17 protein-coding genes are annotated in these 16610 nt (G+C 66.1%); 12 read left to right on the top strand and 5 right to left on the bottom strand.

The genetic code is table 11. From position 1 onward, the window contains the following. The first annotated feature begins 203 nt into the window (after nt 1–203). Nucleotides 204–1397: a hypothetical protein gene (locus tag ACZ5TO_RS05335; RefSeq protein WP_464799821.1), complete on the top strand. Its 1194-nt coding sequence runs from the start codon at nt 204–206 to the stop codon at nt 1395–1397. Between the two features lie 106 nt (nt 1398–1503). Here ACZ5TO_RS05335 and aspS read toward each other — a convergent pair whose 3' ends face one another. The 3 genes from aspS to ACZ5TO_RS05320 form a co-directional block, all read right to left on the bottom strand. Further along, entirely contained in the window at nt 1504–3291 is a 1788-nt protein-coding gene (gene aspS, locus ACZ5TO_RS05330) for an aspartate--tRNA ligase (RefSeq protein ID WP_184144604.1), read from the bottom strand. Between the two features lie 146 nt (nt 3292–3437). After that, complete coding sequence (locus tag ACZ5TO_RS05325) at nt 3438–4043, bottom strand: NUDIX domain-containing protein (protein ID WP_464799820.1); 606 nt, start codon at nt 4041–4043, stop codon at nt 3438–3440. A gap of 9 nt (nt 4044–4052) precedes the next feature. After that, entirely contained in the window at nt 4053–6167 is a 2115-nt protein-coding gene (locus ACZ5TO_RS05320) for a molybdopterin-containing oxidoreductase family protein (RefSeq protein ID WP_464799819.1), read from the bottom strand. A 92-nt stretch (nt 6168–6259) separates the two neighbouring features. Here ACZ5TO_RS05320 and ACZ5TO_RS05315 point away from each other — a divergent pair, with 92 nt between their 5' ends. From ACZ5TO_RS05315 to ACZ5TO_RS05305, 3 genes are read left to right on the top strand one after another with little or no spacing between them, the layout of a single operon-like run. Next, nucleotides 6260–7120 (top strand): 23S rRNA (adenine(2030)-N(6))-methyltransferase RlmJ, encoded by an 861-nt coding sequence (locus ACZ5TO_RS05315; RefSeq protein ID WP_464799818.1) that lies wholly within the window; start codon nt 6260–6262, stop codon nt 7118–7120. Between the two features lie 50 nt (nt 7121–7170). Further along, nucleotides 7171–7884, top strand: a complete 714-nt coding sequence (locus ACZ5TO_RS05310; RefSeq protein WP_464799817.1) for a ribonuclease T2 family protein — start codon at nt 7171–7173, stop codon at nt 7882–7884. A gap of 23 nt (nt 7885–7907) precedes the next feature. Then, nucleotides 7908–8498, top strand: a complete 591-nt coding sequence (locus ACZ5TO_RS05305; protein ID WP_184144609.1) for a glutathione S-transferase family protein — start codon at nt 7908–7910, stop codon at nt 8496–8498. 61 nt (nt 8499–8559) lie between these two features. Here the strand turns inward: ACZ5TO_RS05305 and ACZ5TO_RS05300 are convergent, their stop codons facing one another. Further along, nucleotides 8560–9195: an outer membrane protein gene (locus ACZ5TO_RS05300; RefSeq protein WP_464799816.1), complete on the bottom strand. Its 636-nt coding sequence runs from the start codon at nt 9193–9195 to the stop codon at nt 8560–8562. Nucleotides 9196–9553: 358 nt separating this feature from the next. Between ACZ5TO_RS05300 and ACZ5TO_RS05295 the strand changes: the two genes are divergently transcribed. From ACZ5TO_RS05295 to ACZ5TO_RS05270, 6 genes are all read left to right on the top strand, one after another. Further along, complete coding sequence (locus tag ACZ5TO_RS05295) at nt 9554–10318, top strand: SDR family oxidoreductase (protein WP_464799815.1); 765 nt, start codon at nt 9554–9556, stop codon at nt 10316–10318. After that, nucleotides 10315–12363 (top strand): excinuclease ABC subunit UvrC, encoded by a 2049-nt coding sequence (gene uvrC, locus ACZ5TO_RS05290; RefSeq protein ID WP_464799814.1) that lies wholly within the window; start codon nt 10315–10317, stop codon nt 12361–12363. Before ACZ5TO_RS05295 ends, uvrC begins: the two co-directional genes overlap by 4 nt. 60 nt (nt 12364–12423) lie before the next feature. Further along, complete coding sequence (locus tag ACZ5TO_RS05285; RefSeq protein ID WP_464799813.1) at nt 12424–12900, top strand: hypothetical protein; 477 nt, start codon at nt 12424–12426, stop codon at nt 12898–12900. A 148-nt stretch (nt 12901–13048) separates the two neighbouring features. Then, on the top strand, nt 13049–13633 hold the full coding sequence (gene pgsA / locus ACZ5TO_RS05280) for a CDP-diacylglycerol--glycerol-3-phosphate 3-phosphatidyltransferase (RefSeq protein ID WP_184144614.1): 585 nt from the start codon (nt 13049–13051) through the stop codon (nt 13631–13633). A gap of 1 nt (nt 13634) precedes the next feature. Further along, complete coding sequence (gene moaD / locus ACZ5TO_RS05275; RefSeq protein WP_464799812.1) at nt 13635–13889, top strand: molybdopterin converting factor subunit 1; 255 nt, start codon at nt 13635–13637, stop codon at nt 13887–13889. A 2-nt stretch (nt 13890–13891) separates the two neighbouring features. After that, entirely contained in the window at nt 13892–14365 is a 474-nt protein-coding gene (locus ACZ5TO_RS05270; protein WP_464799811.1) for a molybdenum cofactor biosynthesis protein MoaE, read from the top strand. A 181-nt stretch (nt 14366–14546) separates the two neighbouring features. Here the strand turns inward: ACZ5TO_RS05270 and ACZ5TO_RS05265 are convergent, their stop codons facing one another. Continuing rightward, the gene (locus ACZ5TO_RS05265) at nt 14547–15443 is read right to left on the bottom strand and encodes a branched-chain amino acid ABC transporter permease (RefSeq protein ID WP_464799810.1); all 897 of its coding nucleotides are present in this window, start codon (nt 15441–15443) and stop codon (nt 14547–14549) included. Between the two features lie 71 nt (nt 15444–15514). On the opposite strand from ACZ5TO_RS05265, the gene ACZ5TO_RS05260 reads away from it, so the two are divergent. Next, a complete protein-coding gene (locus ACZ5TO_RS05260) occupies nt 15515–16069 on the top strand; it encodes a CGNR zinc finger domain-containing protein (RefSeq protein ID WP_464799809.1) in 555 nt (184 codons plus the stop codon). Next, on the top strand, nt 16066–16566 hold the full coding sequence (locus tag ACZ5TO_RS05255) for a hypothetical protein (protein WP_464799808.1): 501 nt from the start codon (nt 16066–16068) through the stop codon (nt 16564–16566). The genes ACZ5TO_RS05260 and ACZ5TO_RS05255 overlap by 4 nt, the downstream gene beginning before the upstream one ends. Nucleotides 16567–16610: the final 44 nt, after the last annotated feature.

Here is a 16610-nt window from a genome sequence, read left to right as displayed (position 1 = left end):
GACTAGACCTCCTGCCGATTCGCGGCAAGGAATCCGGGCGATCGGGCTGTGGATAGCGGTTTATAAAGGCTGTTCGAAAACTGTCGCGGCGGGCAGAGAATCCCGTGGAAAGTCCATGCGGCATGAATATATTTGCCGCACCGCCCGTCTAGGAGCGGTAACGGCAAGGCAGCCGTCCAAGAAATCAGAAAGAGAGCCTATCCATGATGCGCACCTCCCACTTCCGCACCCTTCTTGCGGGCGCCGCGCTCGCCACCCTGGCAAGCCCCGCCTTCGCACTCGACGGTGCGGACCTGCTGGCCAAGCTGAATGCGACCTATGCCACGAGCGGCGTCACCGTCACCTCCTCGAACGTCGCCGTCGACGGCTCGACCGTCACGCTGGAAGGCGCAGAGCTGAAGGCCACGGGCTCCGAGGCGCCGCTCAAGCTCGGCACCGTCACCATGGAAGGCGTCGAGGAAGCCGACGACGGCGGCTACACGATCGAGACGGTCTCCTTCGAGGACATCAACGTGACGGAACCCGACACCACGGTTTCGGCCAAGGATATCTCGGTAAGCGGCGTTTCCATTCCCGGCAAGGTCGTCCCCGGCACGCTCGATTCGCTGATGATGTACGAATCGGCCACCACCGGCCCGGTCAGCGTCACCGCCAAGGGCAAGGAAGTCTTCTCCATGTCCGGCGTGGAAGCGAACCTCTCGCGCATGGACGACGATGCCGGCCTCGAATTCGACGCCACGCTCTCCGACCTCAAGGCCGACCTGTCGACGGTCGAGGACCCCAAGACCAAGGACGCGCTGGACACGCTCGGCATCCATTCGCTGGACGGCGAAGTCACCATGTCGGGGAGCTGGGAACTGGCGAGCGGCAAGCTGGCCGTGGACGAATACGCCTTCGACTTCAAGGATATCGGCCGCCTGAACCTCAGCCTTGCCTTCTCCGGCTACACGCTCGACTTCCTGAAGAACGTGCAGGAAGCGCTGAAGACCGCTGAGGCCAACCCGAACAAGGACGAGGCGAACGCCGCCATGGGCATGGCCATGATGGGCCTCGTCCAGCAGCTCACCTTCAACAACGCCTCCATCACCTTCGAGGACGCCTCCATCACCAAGAAGCTGCTCGACTATGCCGGCAAGGAACAGGGCGTGACGGGCGACCAGCTCGCGCAGTCGCTGAAGGGCATGGTGCCGCTGATGATCGCCCAGCTCAACATGCCCGACCTGCAGAACCAGATCTCGGCCGCCGTGAACACCTATCTCGACGACCCGAAGAGCCTGAAGATCAGCGCCGAGCCGAAGGAGCCGGTGCCGTTCCCGATGATCATGGGCGCCGCCATGGGCGCGCCGCAGACCATTCCGCAGGTCCTCGGCGTCTCCGTCACGGCCAACGCCGAATAAGCCTTCCGGCACCCCGCGAAAACACGAAAGCCCGGAGCGTCGCCGCTCCGGGCTTTTTCCTGTCTTGCCGGGGCATGAGGCCGGGCAAGCCCAGCCTTTCGCGGGCTCAGTCCTTCTTGGACGGAACGACCCGGAGCGCGAGTTCGCGAAGCTGCGTCGGCGTTGCCGGCGACGGCGCATTCATCAGGAGGTCCTGCGCCTGCTGGTTCATCGGGAAGAGCGAGATCTCGCGGAGATTCTTCGCACCGACGAGCAGCATGACCACGCGGTCGATGCCGAAGGCGCAGCCGCCATGCGGCGGGGCGCCGTACTGGAAGGCCCGGTAGAGGCCGCCGAAGCGCTCTTCGACGTCCGCCTGCGAAAGGCCGACCTTCTCGAAGGCCTTGACCATCAGTTCCGGCGACTGGTTACGGATCGAGCCGGAGGCGATCTCGAAGCCGTTGCAGACGGCGTCGTACTGATAGGCTTTGAGCTCCAGCGGATCCTTGCTGTCGAAGGCTTCAAGGCCGCCCTGCGGCATGGAGAAGGGATTGTGCGCGAAGTCGATCTTCTTCTCGTCCTCGTTCCATTCGTAGAACGGGAAGTCGACGATCCAGCACATTTCGAAGCGGTCGCGGTCGACGAGGTTCAGTTCCTCACCGGCGCGCGTGCGGGCTTCGCCGGCGAACTTGTAGAACTTGGCCGGGTCGCCGGCGACGAAGAAGCAGGCGTCGCCGTCATCGAGGCCGAGCTGCGTGCGGATGGCTTCCGTGCGCTCCTCGCCGATGTTCTTGGCAAGGGGACCTGCGCCTTCCAGCTTCTCGCCTTCCTTGCGCCAGAAGATGTAGCCGAGGCCCGGCTGGCCGGTCGACTGCGCCCAGGCGTTCATGCGGTCGCAGAAGGCGCGGGAGCCGCCGGTCCTGGCCGGGATCGCCCAGACTTCCACTTTCGGGTTCGACGCGATCATGTTCGCGAAGACCTTGAAGCCGGAGCCGGCGAAGTGGTCGGTAACGGCCTGCATGACGATGGGGTTGCGCAGGTCCGGCTTGTCGGAGCCGTACTTGCGGATCGCCTCGTCGTAGGGAATACGCGGCCAGTTCTTCGTGACGGGCTTGCCTTCGGCAAACTCCTCGAAGACGGCCGTCATCATCGGCTCCATCGTCTCCCAGACGTCTTCCTGCGTGACGAAGCTCATCTCGACGTCGAGCTGGTAGAACTCGCCCGGCAGGCGGTCGGCGCGCGGGTCCTCGTCGCGGAAGCACGGCGCGATCTGGAAATAGCGGTCGAAGCCGGCGACCATGAGGAGCTGCTTGTACTGCTGCGGGGCCTGCGGCAGGGCGAAGAACTTGCCCTCGTGGATACGGGACGGCACGAGGAAGTCGCGCGCGCCTTCCGGCGAGGAAGCCGTCAGGATCGGCGTCGTGTATTCGGCAAAGCCGGCCTCGCCCATGCCGCGGCGCATGGCGGAGATGATCTGCGTGCGCTTGACGATGTTCCGGTGCAGCGTCTCGCGGCGAAGGTCGATGAAGCGGTACTTCAGGCGCACGTCTTCCGGATAGTCCGGCTCGCCGAACACTGGCAGCGGCAGTTCCTTTGCGGCGGACAGCACTTCGATCTCGTGGGCGTAAAGCTCGATCTCGCCGGTCGGCATGGCCTTGTTGACCGTCTCCTCGGTGCGCGCCTTGACGAGGCCGTCGATGCGGATGACCCATTCGCCGCGCACGGCCTCGGCCAGCTTGAACGCCTTCGAATCGGGGTCGGCGACGACCTGGGTGATGCCGTAATGGTCGCGCAGGTCGATGAAGAGCACGCCGCCATGGTCGCGGACGCGGTGGACCCAGCCGGAAAGGCGGACGGTCTCGCCGACATCCGACTTGCGAAGGGCGGCGCAGGTGTGGCTGCGGTAACGGTGCATCGTGGTATCCTGAAATGCTGACGGGCCGCGCGGGAGGAACCCGGCGCAGCTACCCAAGAAAATCGCGCGGAAAAGCGCATGGCCGGGCTCGTTTGTCAAGGCTTGAGGGGTATTCGCCTGCGGAAGCAAAGCGCGTCGTCGCGGATTTACCCCCCTCTGCCGGCAAACTCCCGATTGAGCATCAGCCATTGCAGCATCATGATCGTCTTGGCGTCGACGATGCCGCCGGTGGCGATAAGGGCGCAGGCCTCGTCGATCGGCATTTCGACGATCTCGATGTCCTCCCCCTCGCCGTCGACGCCGCCGCCCCGGCCCTCGCGCTTCGCGCTGTCGATATGCGCGGCGAAGCACGAGACGCGCTCCGTCAGCGTGCCGGGGCTCGAATAGGTGTCGAAGAGGTGGATGAGGTCGGAGACGGCGTAGCCGGTCTCCTCCATCGCCTCGCGGGCGATGGCGTCTTCCGGGCTGTCGTCGTCGAGAAGGCCGGCCGGCACCTCCAGGAGGAAGCCGTCCGGGTGGCCGCCGAAGAAAGCGCCGGGGCGGAACTGGCGCACGAGGACGACCGACCGGCGCACGGGATCGACCAGCAGGATCGCCGCGGCCGCACCGTGGTCATGCACCTCGCGGTCGAGCCATTCGACGCGTCCGTCCTTGCGGGTCTGTTCCAGAACGAGCGTGCGCAGGTGAATGAAGCGCTTCCACACCGTGTTCTGCTCGACGATGCGGATGGGCGAAACGGTTTCGGCCGGCATGAAAACTCCTCAGGCCTTGCGCAGCCAGACGCGGTTGTCGTGGAAGGCCGCGCCGCCATAGGGCGCGATGGGATCGGACCCCGTCAGCACGTTGATGCCCTCGCCGTCGAGATGGGCGGAGTTCGGCCAGATGCCCTCAGCGATCAGCACGCCGGGCTTGGCCTCGCCCGTGATGCGGGCATGGAGGCGGATATCCCCGCGCGTGTTGCCGAGGCGCACGACCGCGCCGTCCTCGATGCCGTTGGCCGCCGCATCCTCGGGATGGATCATCACCTCCGGCCGGCCCTCGCGCTCACGCGAAACCTTCGTCTCGCTGAAGGTGGAATTGAGGAAGGAGCGGTTCGGCGAGGTGGCGAGGCGGAAGGGATGCTCTTCGTCCGCCGCCTCGATGACCTCGACATAATCCGGAAGGACCGGCAGCGCCGCGTGCGGGCCGAAGGCGCCGAGCACCTTGGGCGGCTTGTTGGGCGCGGGCGTTCCCGTCCAGTCCGGGCGGAAGCGGAATTTTCCGTCCGGGAAGCCGAAGCCTTTGAGGAAATGCGAGGCCTCGAAATCCGGCTGGCAGTCGATCCACCTCTGTTCCTTCAGCCCGTCGAAGTCCGTTTCGTAATAGGGCAGCATGCGCGTGATGTGCTCACGCTCGGAAAGGCCGAAGCCCGGCATGTCGGCGACGCCGAGGCGTTTTGCCAGTTCCTCGATGACGAAGAGGTTGGTGCGCACCGTCGCGGGCGGCTCGACGAGCTTCGGCCCGAGAAGGATATGCTGGTGGCCGCCGCCGCGGTAGATGTCGTCATGCTCGACGAACATGGTGGCGGGCAGCACGATATCGGCGAGTTTCGCCGTATCGGTCATGAACTGCTCGTGGACGGCGACGAAGAGATCCTCGCGCAGGAAGCCCCGCTTCACGAGGCGCTGTTCGGGCGCGACATTCGCCGGGTTGGTGTTCTGGATGAGCATCGCCGTCACGGGCCCGCGCCCGCGCAGCGCCACGGGATCCCCCGTCAGGATGGGGCCGATCTGCGACTGGTCGAGCAGGCGGATATCCGGGTCGGCGAGCTTCAGGCCCATCAACTCGGACCGGCGCAGGTGGAAGATGCCGGAATTGCTGTGGAAGGCGCCGCCGCCCTCGTACTGCCAGGAGCCGAGCACGGTGGCGATGGAAAGCGCCGCGTGCATGGAGACCGCGCCGTTGCGCCCGCGCGAAAAGCCGTAGCCGAGGCGGAAGAAGCTGCGCTTCGTGCGCCCGACCAATGCGGCGAAGGCCTCGATCTCCTCCACCGAGAGGCCGGTGATCGCCGCCGCCCAGACGGGATCGCGGCTTGCAAGATGGGCCTCGAGGCCGGCCGGGTCGTCGGCGAACCTTTCCATATAGGCGCGGTCGGCATGGCCGTCGCGGAAGGCGACGTGCATGACGGCGCAGGCGAGCGCCGCGTCCGTGCCGGGGCGCAGCTTCAGCGCGAGGTCGGCCTGCTTCATCGTCGGGTTGTCGTAGACGTCGACGACGACGATCTTCGCACCCCGCTCCTTGCGCGCCTTCACCGCATGGGTCATCACGTTGACCTGGGTGGAGACGGCGTTGGTGCCCCAGATCACCACGCAATCGGACTTCGCCATCTCGCGCGGATCGGGCCCGCGCAGGGTGCCGGCGCCCATGGTGAAGCCGGTCCAGGCGGGATTGGTGCAGATGGAATCGAAGAAGCCGGAATAGCGCTTGGCATGGCGCAGCCGCTCGATGGAATCGCGCTGCACGAGCCCCATCGTGCCGGCGTAGAAATAAGGCCAGACAGCCTCGCTGCCGTGTTTCTGCTCGGCCTTGACGAAGTTCTCGGCGATGGCGTCGAGCGCGGCCTCCCAGGAGATGTCGGCCCAGTCGCCGCTGCCCTTCTCGCCCCGGCGCACCAAGGGCTTCATCAGCCGGTCGGGATGGTAGAGGCGGTCGGCATAGCGGGCGACCTTGGCGCAGATGACGCCGGCCGTGTAGCTGTTGTCGGCGCTGCCCTTGACGCGGCCCATGCGGCCGTCCGCGCTGATCTCGACATCGAGCGCGCAGGTGGAGGGACAGTCGTGCGGACAGGCCGAATGGCCGATGCGCGGTTTTCCGAGATTGGGGGTCGCAACGTTCATGGCTTTTCTATAGGACAGAGCCGGAACGGCCAAAAGGCAAAACGTTCGGCCATCGCAACAATTCATCGTCGTATCAGGGCGCGTTATCCCGCATGAACTATCGCCACATCTACCATGCCGGCAATTTCGCGGACGTGCTGAAACACGCCGTCCTCGCCCGCCTCGTCCTCTATATGCAGGGCAAGGACAAGGCCTTCCGCGTGCTCGACACCCATGCCGGCATCGGCCTCTACGACCTTTCCAGCCAGGAGGCGCAGAAGACCGGCGAATGGAAGGACGGGATCGGCCGGCTGCTGGACGGCGACATGCCGGCCGAGGCGGCCGCGATCCTTGCACCATATCTTGAAGCCGTTCGCACATTGAATCCGCAAGGCGGGCTAACCCTTTATCCCGGCTCGCCGAAACTTGCCCGCATGCTCTTCCGCCCGCAGGACCGGCTCTCCGCCATGGAGCTGCATCCGGACGACTACGAGACGCTGCACCGGCTCTTCGACGGCGACTTCCAGAGCCGCATCACCCATCTCGACGGCTGGCTCTCGCTCGGCGCGCACCTGCCGCCGAAGGAAAAGCGCGGCATCGTGCTGGTCGATCCGCCCTTCGAGATCGAGGGCGAGTACGAGCGGCTGGTGGACGGCCTCGAAAAGGCAGTGCGCCGCTTTGCCGGCGGGGTCTATTGCCTGTGGTATCCCTTGAAGAAGGGAGCGCCCGTCGCCGCCTTCCACAAGGCGCTGAAGGAGACGGGCATTCCCAAGATGCTCTGCGCCGAGCTTGTCGTGCGGAGCGACCGCGAGACGACGGGGCTCACGGGCTCCGGCCTCATCGTCGTCAACCCGCCCTATACGCTCAAGCAGGAACTCGACGTGCTGCTGCCGTTCCTCAAGGAGCGGCTGGCGCAGGACCGTTTCGCCTCGGCGCGCAGCTTCTGGATCGCGGGCGAGGCGAAGGCCCCTTGACCTTTGCCCGGCGGCGGCAACAATCGCCCGCCGAACCGGAGACCTCGACAATGCCGCTTTCCGCCCGCCTCTTCTGCCTGCTCGCCGCCGGCCTTGCCGCGCTGGCCGCCTGCAGCGAGGAGAAGCCGGCGGAAAAGCCGAAGACGGAGGCAAGCCGCAAGGCGCCGCTGGCAAAGACGGAGGTTCCACGCGGAAAAGGCTTCGACTTCTACGTCCTCTCGCTCTCATGGTCGCCGACCTGGTGCGCGGAAAACGATGCCGGCGGCCGCACGCAGCAATGCCGGCGCGGCGAGGATCACGGCTTCATCCTGCACGGGCTCTGGCCGCAGAACGACCGGGGCTACCCCGAATATTGCCCGACGCGCGAACCGGACCGCGTGCCCGAAAGCCTCGGCCGCACGCTGCTCGACATCATCCCCTCGATGGGCCTGATCGGCCACGAATGGCGCAAGCACGGCAGTTGCTCCGGCCTTTCGCAGAAGGAATATTTCACCGTCGCCCGCGCGGCTTTCGAGCGCGTCCGCGTCCCGGCGGAGCTCGATGCCGCGCGCAAGGCCGCGCGCCTTTCGCCCGATGCGGTGGAAGAGGCCTTTGCCGCCGCCAATCGGGGCCTTGCACGCAACGGGATTGCCGTCACCTGCGCGGACGGGCAGCTGGAGGAGGTGCGTATCTGCATGACGGCCGACCTTGCCTTCCGCCCCTGCCCCGCCGTCGACCGGGCCGGCTGCCGCGCCGGGTCCATCCAGCAGCCGCCCATCCGCTAGCCGCCTCTTTCAGGAGCCGAACCATGAAGATCTTCTATTCCGACGCCTCGCCCTATTCCACCAAGGTGCGCATGGCCGCGCTCTATGCGGGGCTTCCCGCCGAGGCCGTCGCCGTCGACACCTCGACGACCCCGCCGGAGCTTGCCGCCGTCAACCCGCTCGGCAAGATCCCGGTCCTCGTCACCGACGAGGGCCTTTCCGTCTACGACAGCCGGGCGATCATGAACTACATCGATCGCCAGACGCGCGGCGCGCTCTATCCGCGCAATGCCGCAAAGCGCACGGAAGCGGACATCCTGGAAGCGACGGCCGACGGCATCTGCGACTGCCTGCTCTCCATCGTCTACGAGCGGCGCATGCGCCCGGAGGAAAAGATCCACCAGGGCTGGATCGACCGGCAGTGGCAGAAGGTGGAACGGGCGCTCGATCACCTGGAGGCCAACATGCCGCGCCTCGGCAAGAAGCCGAACGGCGGCCATTTCGCGCTTGCCGCCATGCTGCGCTACATCGAGCTGCGCTTTGCCGGCCAGTGGCAGCGCGGCCGGCCGAAGCTGAAGCGCTATCTCTCGCGCTTCGAGGCCGTCTTCCCGGACTACGCCAAATTCAAGGCCTGAGCCCGAACGAAAAAAGGCCCTCCTAGCGGAGGGCCTTTCCTGTCGTGCGGAGCCGTTCGGTTTAGAACTTGACGCCGAGACCGACGCGGACGGCGTGGTCCTTGTCGTCGGCGCGAACCGTGGTGGCGCCGAGGTCGTAGTTCTTCTTCTGGTAGTCGCTGTAGCGGTATTCGACGCGGGCCGTGATGTTGTTGGTCACGAAGGCTTCCGCACCGACACCGGCCGTCCAGCCGAGAGCCGTGTGGTCGTCGCTGGCGCCGCCAGCGCCCTTCACTTCGATGTTGGAGGCCGCAAGACCGGCCGTGCCGTAGAGAAGGACCGGGTTGAGGTCGATACCGACGCGGCCGCGCAGCGAGCCGTTGAGGCCCTGCTGGGTGGTGATGCCGCCGTTGTGGGTGTCGACGCCCGAGTAGTTCAGGTCGGTTTCACCGCCGTAGACGATCTGGCCGCTCTGCATGTTGTAGCCGCCGTAGACGCCGCCGCCGATGGCATTGCCCTTGGCGTCGTTCATCTTGGCGCGCTGCCAGCTTGCCGTACCACCGACATAGGCACCGGCCCAGTTGCCGCTTGCGACCGGCTCGGAATAGTCGGCGGCCGGAGCCTGCGGAACTTCGTCGATGGCGTCGGCAGCCTGGGCGACCTGGAAGGCGGCCAGGGAAACGGTCGAAGCGATGAGGGTTGCGATGAGTGTACGCATGATATTCTCCTTTACTGAACGACGCCCTTTTCTGGGAGGCGATCGGGCATCGTCATTCCAATTCAGTCCCGCCCGGTTGAGGGGAAATTGAATAAAGATTGAGGAAATGGAAGAGCCAAATTGTGATATGATTGTGGCAGCGAGGCGGCACAAATTGGATGTGACTTTTCCACAACATGGAATTTGTTAACCATAATTCAAATATTGAAGGAAACCGGCAGAATATACTTAAATCTACTTCTTCCATGGCTTTCAGGTTAAATTTTCCGAAACCTTTTCTCCGGGGGAGTTTAAGCCTGCGCGCGAATGTCTATATCTTTGGCCGGTCAACCAAGTGAATCGGCAGGACGGACTTTTCTTGATGCAGCCCCTAAAGACGGCCCTCGTGACGGGCGGCGCGAAGCGGATCGGCAAGGCCATCGTGGACGATCTCGCCGCGCATGGTTTCTCGCTCGCCATCCACGCGAACACGTCGCTCGAAGAGGCGGAAGCCCTCGCCCGTTCGCTGCGGGAGCAAGGCGTGAAAGCGGCCGCCCTTTCCTGCGACCTTGCGGACGAGGCGGCGACCGCCGGGCTGATCGAGGCGGCGGTGGCCGCCGTCGGCCCGCTCGACCTTCTCGTCAACAACGCCTCCCTCTTCAAGCCGGATACGGTCGAGACCTTCGACGCGGCCCTGCTCGACCGGCATGTGGCGGTGCATGTGAAGGCGCCGTCCGTCCTTGCGCGCGATTTCGTGGGGCAGCTTCCCGCGGGCACGGCGGGCTCCATCGTCAACATCATCGACCAGCGCGTCTGGAACCCGACGCCGCGATACTATTCCTACACGCTCTCCAAGGCGGCGCTCTGGATGGCGACGCGCACCATGGCACAGACCTTTGCCCCGGCGGTGCGCGTCAACGCCATCGGCCCCGGCCCGTCGCTGCCGAACGAGCGGCAGAGCGACACCGATTTCCAGGCCCAGCTCGACGGATTGATCCTGCGCCGCGGGCCCGATCTTGCGGAATTCGGCCGCACGGTTCGCTTTTTGTTCGACACGCCGTCCATTACGGGGCAAATGATAGCGCTCGACGGCGGGCAGCATCTCGCCTGGGAAACCCCCGACGTCGCGGAGATCGCGGAATGAACAGCCGGAAGGTGGAGGATGGCGGCATCCTCTATGACGAGAACGAGACGGACGACGAGGACGAGCTTGTCGAAAGCCCGGCCGAAGGCGGGCCCGCATCCGGCCTCGCCACGCCCGGCATCGACTGGAACGAAGGCGGCGACGTGCCGCAGGGCCTCATCGGCGCCGAGCTGATCCAGCTCTTCGTCAAGCGCCTGCCGAACAGCCCCGGCGTCTACCGCATGTTCAATGCCGACGGCGACGTGCTCTATGTCGGCAAGGCGCGCAGCCTCAAGAAGCGCGTGACGAACTATGCGCAGGGCCGCGGCCATTCCAACCGCATCACGCAGATGATCCGGCAGACGGCGAACATGGAGTTCGTCACCACGCGCACCGAGACCGAGGCGCTGCTGCTGGAAGCGAACCTCATCAAGCGCCTGCGGCCGCGCTTCAACGTGCTTTTGCGCGACGACAAGTCGTTCCCCTATATCCTCGTGACCGGCGACAGCCGCGCGCCGGCCATCTTCAAGCATCGCGGCGCGCGCAGCCGCAAGGGCGACTATTTCGGTCCCTTCGCCTCGGCGGGGGCCGTGGGCCGCACGATCAACTCGCTGCAGCGCGCCTTCCTGCTGCGCACCTGCACGGACAGCGTCTTCGAGACGCGCACGCGCCCGTGCCTGCTCTACCAGATCAAGCGCTGTTCGGCCCCCTGCACGCACGAGATCAGCGACGAAGGCTATGCCGGCCTGGTGCAGGAGGCGAAGGACTTCCTGTCCGGCAAGAGCCAGAAGGTGAAGGCGCAGATGGCCGAGGCCATGAACGCCGCCGCCGAGGACCTCGATTTCGAGCGCGCCGCCGTCTATCGCGACCGGCTGGCCGCGCTCTCGCATGTCCAGAGCCACCAGGGCATCAATCCGGCGGGCGTGGAGGAGGCGGACGTCTTCGCCATCCACCACGAGGGCGGCATTTCCTGCATCCAGGTCTTCTTCTTCCGCACCGGGCAGAACTGGGGCAACCGCGCCTATTTCCCGAAGGCCGACCCGCAGCTTACGGGCGCCGAGGTGCTCAACGCCTTCCTCGCCCAGTTCTACGACGACAAGCCCTGCCCCCGGCAGATCTTCCTTTCCGAAACCGTCGAGGAGATCGACCTTCTCTCGCAGGCGCTCACCGAACGCTCGGGCCACAAGGTCGCGATCTCCGTGCCGCAGCGCGGCGAGAAGAAGGACCTCGTCGACCATGTGGTGGCCAATGCCCGCGAGGCGCACGGCCGCAAGCTCGCCGAGACCGCCTCGCAGTCGCGCCTGCTCGAAGGCTTCGCCGCGACCTTCAAGCTGCCTTACGTGCCGCGCCGCATCGAGATCTACGACAACTCGCACATCATGGGCACCAATGCCGTCGGCGGCATGGTGGTGGCGGGGCCGGAAGGCTTCGTGAAGGGGCAGTACCGCAAGTTCAATATCAAGTCGACCGAGATCACCCCGGGCGACGACTTCGGCATGATGAAGGAAGTGATGACCCGGCGCTTCTCGCGCCTCATCAAGGAAGAGGGCCTGCCGGACCGCAAGGCCGATCAGGGCGCGGAGGCGGCGGACCTGCCCTTCCCCGCCTGGCCGGACGTCATCCTCATCGACGGCGGCCAGGGGCAGATGACGGCGGTGCGCGCCATCCTCGAGGAGCTCGGCATCACCGACCAGGTGATCGCCATCGGTGTCGCCAAGGGCGCCGACCGCGAGGCGGGGCGCGAGCGCTTCTTCATGAAGGGCATTGCCGACTTCTCGCTGCCGCCGCGCGATCCCGTGCTCTATTTCGTGCAGCGCCTGCGCGACGAGGCGCACCGCTTCGCCATCGGCTCGCACCGGGCGCAGCGCAAGAAGGAGATGGTCAGGAACCCGCTCGACGAGATCGCCGGCATCGGCCCGACGCGAAAGCGCGCGCTGCTCCAGCATTTCGGCACGGCCAAGGCCGTCTCGCGCGCGGCGATGGCCGACCTCATGGCCGTCGCCGGCATTTCCGAGAGCGTCGCCCGCCTCGTCTACAACCATTTTCACGAGGATGCGGCGGGTTAGCTGGCCCGGACCCGGGGCGGGTGCTAGCATGGCGGTGGACGTCCTCACCGGGAGAAGCCGATGACCGCCTGCCCCTACCAGACCCCTGCCCTTGCCGCCGGCCTTCTCCTCCTGGCAGCCCCCGCCGACGCACAGACCACGGTGGGCGACGCGCAGATGGTGAGCGTGAGCGGCCGGTGCGGCAAACTCGTCGTCGGCAAAAGGACGCTGACCGATACCTGCACGGGCAAGCTCCTCAACGTCACCTATCCCGATGGCCGCACCGGCTTCTACTTCGTGCTGGCGGACGGGCGCATCGTCACCTTCAGCGGCATGGACGGCGACAATCCGACGCCGGACACCGACATGGTCGATCTCGACAAGGTGATCATGACCCGCAAGGATACGCCGGACAAGCCGGACGTCCTTTCCGCGACGGGCACCTGCCGCTTCGGCAATCCCATGCAGGGGCCGATGACCGTTTCCTGCGAGGGCAGGCTTTCCAGCGGCGGGGCCTTCTCGGCCACCTTCACCACGGACGGCAAGCCGCCGACCTGACCCGGGCGGTCCGTTTCGGACAAAAGGCGTCGGAAACCGCGACAATACGCGCGGCTCCGTAAATTCGCCAAGAATTGCCGGAAACAAAGGTTGACGGCACAGTCACAAAGACCTCATCTAACCCAAAATCGTAGAGACTGAAGATTCCATGGCTTCCCGCGCATACAGCATCCCGAATCTCCTCACCTATGGCCGGATCATCGCCGTTCCGCTGATCGTCCTGTGCTTCTTCATCGAGGGGCGGCTGGAATCGTCGGATTTCGCCCGCTGGACGGCCTTCTGGCTCTTCGTCGCCGCCTCTGTGACGGATTACCTCGACGGCTATCTCGCCCGCATCTGGAACCAGACGTCGAACATCGGCCGCATGCTCGACCCGATCGCCGACAAGCTGCTGGTCGCCTCGGTGCTGCTGCTGATGGCCGCCGACGGCACCATTGCCGGCTGGTCGATCTGGGCGGCCATCATCATCCTGTGCCGCGAGATCCTCGTCTCGGGCCTTCGCGAATATCTCGCCGACCTCAAGGTCTCCGTGCCGGTGACGCGCATCGCCAAGTGGAAGACGACGATCCAGATGTTCGCCATCGCCTTCCTGCTGGCCGGCCCCGCCGGTGACAAGGTCCTGCCCTATACGACCGAGATCGGCATCGGCCTGCTCTGGGTCGCCGCGCTCATCACCATGTATACCGGCTACGACTATTTCCGCGTGGGCCTCAAGCATATCGTGGACGAATAGCATGACGAAGCTCGTCTATTTCGCCTGGGTTCGCGAGCGCATCGGCAAGGGCGAGGAGGAGATCGACCTTCCCGCCGCGGTGAAGACCGGGGCAGACCTGCTGCGCCACCTCAAGACGCGCGGCGAGGAATATGCCCATGCGCTGGAGCATGAGAAGGTCATCCGCATCGCCGTCGACCAGGAACATGTCGAGCACGACGAGACGATAACCGGCGCACGCGAGATCGCCCTCTTCCCGCCGATGACGGGAGGCTGACCGTGGCCGGCGGCGTTCCGGCTCCGGTCGTCGTGCGCGTCCAGCGCGAGGATTTCGACGCGGCCGCCGAGACCGCGCGGCTGACGGCCGGAAGCGCGGCCGCCGGCGCCGTCGTCACCTTCACCGGCCTTTGCCGCGACGAGGGCGGCCGGCTTTCCGCGCTGGAACTGGAGCATTATCCCGGCATGGCCGAGGCCGAGATCGGCCGCATCTGCCGTACGGCGGTGAAGCGTTTCTCGCTCCTCGGCATTGCCGCCATCCACCGGGTCGGCAAGATCGCGCCGGGCGGGAACATCGTCCTCGTCGTCGCCCTCGCCCCGCACCGCCACGCCGCCTTCGACGGCGTGTCCTTCGTCATGGACTACCTCAAGACCTCCGCCCCCTTCTGGAAGAAGGAACACTTCGCTGACGGTTCCCAAGGCGGCTGGGTCGACGCCAAGGACAGCGACGACCGGGCGCGGGAGAAGTGGTCTTAGGCCTCGTTCGCGTTGTGCCGTGGGGCGTGGATCCTCGGGTCAAGCCCGAGGATGACGGAAGAAGAGAGGGGTGCGACCAAAGCGACGGCTCCGCATGCCGCACCGTTCAAGAGGCAGGCAATCTCTCCCCCCCTCCGTCATCCTCGGGCTTGACCCGAGGATCCACCCGCACGGCACGCCGCTACGGCACCGGCCGCTCCCGGCGGAAGATCACCAGCAGCAGCACCAGCGCGGAGAAGATGACAAGATCGCGCCAGAGGAAATCGCCGTAGGCGCTCCAGAGCGTTTCGGCGAGCCCCATCGCCGCGCCGCCGAGGGCGGAGAGGAGCGGCGCCCCTGCCCCGCCGATGGCGGCGATGAACAGCACCTTCACGCCGAAGACGAGGCCCGCACCGAAATCCATGTTGCCGTAGTAGGAAACGGCGAGGATGCCGGTGATGCTGGCGATGAGCGCGGCAAGCACATAGGCGCCGAGATAGACGCCCGCCGCATCCACTCCGCACAGTTCCGCCGCCTGCCGGTCCTGCGACACCGCGCGCCAGCGCCGCCCCCATGCGGAGCGGACGAGGAAGAGATGGCCGGCGGCGACGAGCGCGACCATCGCCGCCGTGTTGAGGAGCTGCAGCACCGTCAGCACGACCGGAAAGGCCGGATCGCCCCACAGCCGCACCGGCGTGCCGAGCAGCGGCGGCAGCCAGAGGCTGCGCGTCTCGGAGGCAAGCCGTGCGGTCTCCATCAGCACCAGCACGACGCCGAGCGCGGCCACCACCACAGTATTGTCCGAGGAAAAGGCGAGCGGGCGCATGACGTGGCGCCCGACGACGAGGCCGGCACCGACGCCGTAGACCAGCGCCATCGCCGCACCGAGGACGAGCGCGGCCGGCAGCACCAGCCAGAGCCTGCTCCAGCCGTAGCCGGCGAAGAGTACGAACATCTGCGCGGCGAAGGCGAAGAGCGCGCCATAGGCGACATCGGCCCGGCGCGTCACGGCGAAGGCGATCGAATAGCCGAAGGCGAGCGCCGCATAGAGCGCGGCGACAGGCAGGGCATTGGCGATCTGCTGGAGGAAATAGGCCATGGCGCTTTCCGGCGGCGTTTCGTGTGTGAAATTATAACTGGCAAAATTGCTTTTACCAGTTAGAATATCGCATGACCTTTTCCTGGACCCGACATCGCTTCTCCGGCGGGGCGCTTGCGCTGGACGTCGCCAATTCCGTGGTGCTGCGCGCCGATCCGGAACGCCGGATCGACCGCTTCGCCGACCCGGCGACGCTCGACGCCTTCCCGGCAGGCGCTGCCCGGCACGGCGCGGAACACGGCCTGTTCGGGGCATTGGAGCCGGTGCGAAAGGACGCGCGGGAAGATTTCCTTGCGCTGCGCGAGGCCATCGACCGGCATTTTCGCGCGGAAATCCTCGGCGCGGGCAAGCCGGCCCTGCTCGCCGACCTCCTCGACGCCATCTCGGCGACGCTCCGGCGCTCCGGCGAGCGGCCGCAGGCGCTGGATACGGCAACGGCCCGCTCCGCCCTCCTGCTCCTGTCCCGGCCGGAGCCGGAACGGCTGAAGATCTGCCCGAACTGCCATTGGCTCTTCCTCGACCGCAGCCGCAACCGCTCGCGCGCCTGGTGCGACATGGCCGTCTGCGGCAACCGAGTGAAGGCGAGCCGCCATTATCGCCGCACGAGGGAGGAGCCCCGGCCATGAAGCGCGTCCTGTTGTCGATCCTGCTGCCGCTTGCCCTTTCCGCCTGCCAGCGCGAGAGCGGGCCGGACCCCTTGAAGCTGACGGGCCGCATGTTCGTCTTCAACTACCGCCTCGCCTACGCGACCTATATCGTCACGCTCGACAAGGTGCAGCCGCTGCCGGACGGGTCCGTCGTGAAGGCGGAATTCGAGAACCCGGCGGGCGGCGACCCGCTGCTGCTGGAGCGGAAGATCTTTGCGAACCAGACGCGCGTCGTGCTGGAAAGCCCGGACATAACCTGCGTGAAGAAGGACCGGCCCTATTCCGTCGCCATCGCCGTGATCGGCCCGGACGGCGCGCGCCTGCAAGCGCTGGAGACGAAGGTGACCTCAAGCGCCGACCAGGACATCCTGCCGGCAAAGCCCCTGATCGTCGGCCCGGGCTACGACAAGAACCCGGAAGTCTTCAAGGACGGCAAGCCCCCCGCACATTTCGAAACGGCGAAGTGCCCCGTCTGAGGCAGGGCCGAGAGGCATGGATGGTCGGGTCAAGCCCGGCCATG

It is taken from the genome of Shinella sp. Sh6 (genome assembly GCF_055392685.1).
The sequence above is the reverse complement of the archived record's forward strand: the minus strand, read 5'-3'. Positions and strand labels throughout refer to the sequence as shown.

Coding starts and splice junctions, on each gene's coding strand:
- pgsA (WP_184144614.1), top strand. CDS start 13,049: ATGGCTTCCCGCGCATACAGCATCCCGAATCTCCTCACCTATGGCCGG.
- moaD (WP_464799812.1), top strand. CDS start 13,635: ATGACGAAGCTCGTCTATTTCGCCTGGGTTCGCGAGCGCATCGGCAAG.
- ACZ5TO_RS05335 (WP_464799821.1), top strand. CDS start 204: ATGATGCGCACCTCCCACTTCCGCACCCTTCTTGCGGGCGCCGCGCTC.
- ACZ5TO_RS05285 (WP_464799813.1), top strand. CDS start 12,424: ATGACCGCCTGCCCCTACCAGACCCCTGCCCTTGCCGCCGGCCTTCTC.
- ACZ5TO_RS05310 (WP_464799817.1), top strand. CDS start 7,171: ATGCCGCTTTCCGCCCGCCTCTTCTGCCTGCTCGCCGCCGGCCTTGCC.
- ACZ5TO_RS05260 (WP_464799809.1), top strand. CDS start 15,515: ATGACCTTTTCCTGGACCCGACATCGCTTCTCCGGCGGGGCGCTTGCG.
- ACZ5TO_RS05255 (WP_464799808.1), top strand. CDS start 16,066: ATGAAGCGCGTCCTGTTGTCGATCCTGCTGCCGCTTGCCCTTTCCGCC.
- ACZ5TO_RS05305 (WP_184144609.1), top strand. CDS start 7,908: ATGAAGATCTTCTATTCCGACGCCTCGCCCTATTCCACCAAGGTGCGC.
- ACZ5TO_RS05315 (WP_464799818.1), top strand. CDS start 6,260: ATGAACTATCGCCACATCTACCATGCCGGCAATTTCGCGGACGTGCTG.
- aspS (WP_184144604.1), bottom strand. CDS start 3,291: ATGCACCGTTACCGCAGCCACACCTGCGCCGCCCTTCGCAAGTCGGAT.
- ACZ5TO_RS05300 (WP_464799816.1), bottom strand. CDS start 9,195: ATGCGTACACTCATCGCAACCCTCATCGCTTCGACCGTTTCCCTGGCC.
- ACZ5TO_RS05265 (WP_464799810.1), bottom strand. CDS start 15,443: ATGGCCTATTTCCTCCAGCAGATCGCCAATGCCCTGCCTGTCGCCGCG.
- ACZ5TO_RS05320 (WP_464799819.1), bottom strand. CDS start 6,167: ATGAACGTTGCGACCCCCAATCTCGGAAAACCGCGCATCGGCCATTCG.
- uvrC (WP_464799814.1), top strand. CDS start 10,315: ATGAACAGCCGGAAGGTGGAGGATGGCGGCATCCTCTATGACGAGAAC.
- ACZ5TO_RS05325 (WP_464799820.1), bottom strand. CDS start 4,043: ATGCCGGCCGAAACCGTTTCGCCCATCCGCATCGTCGAGCAGAACACG.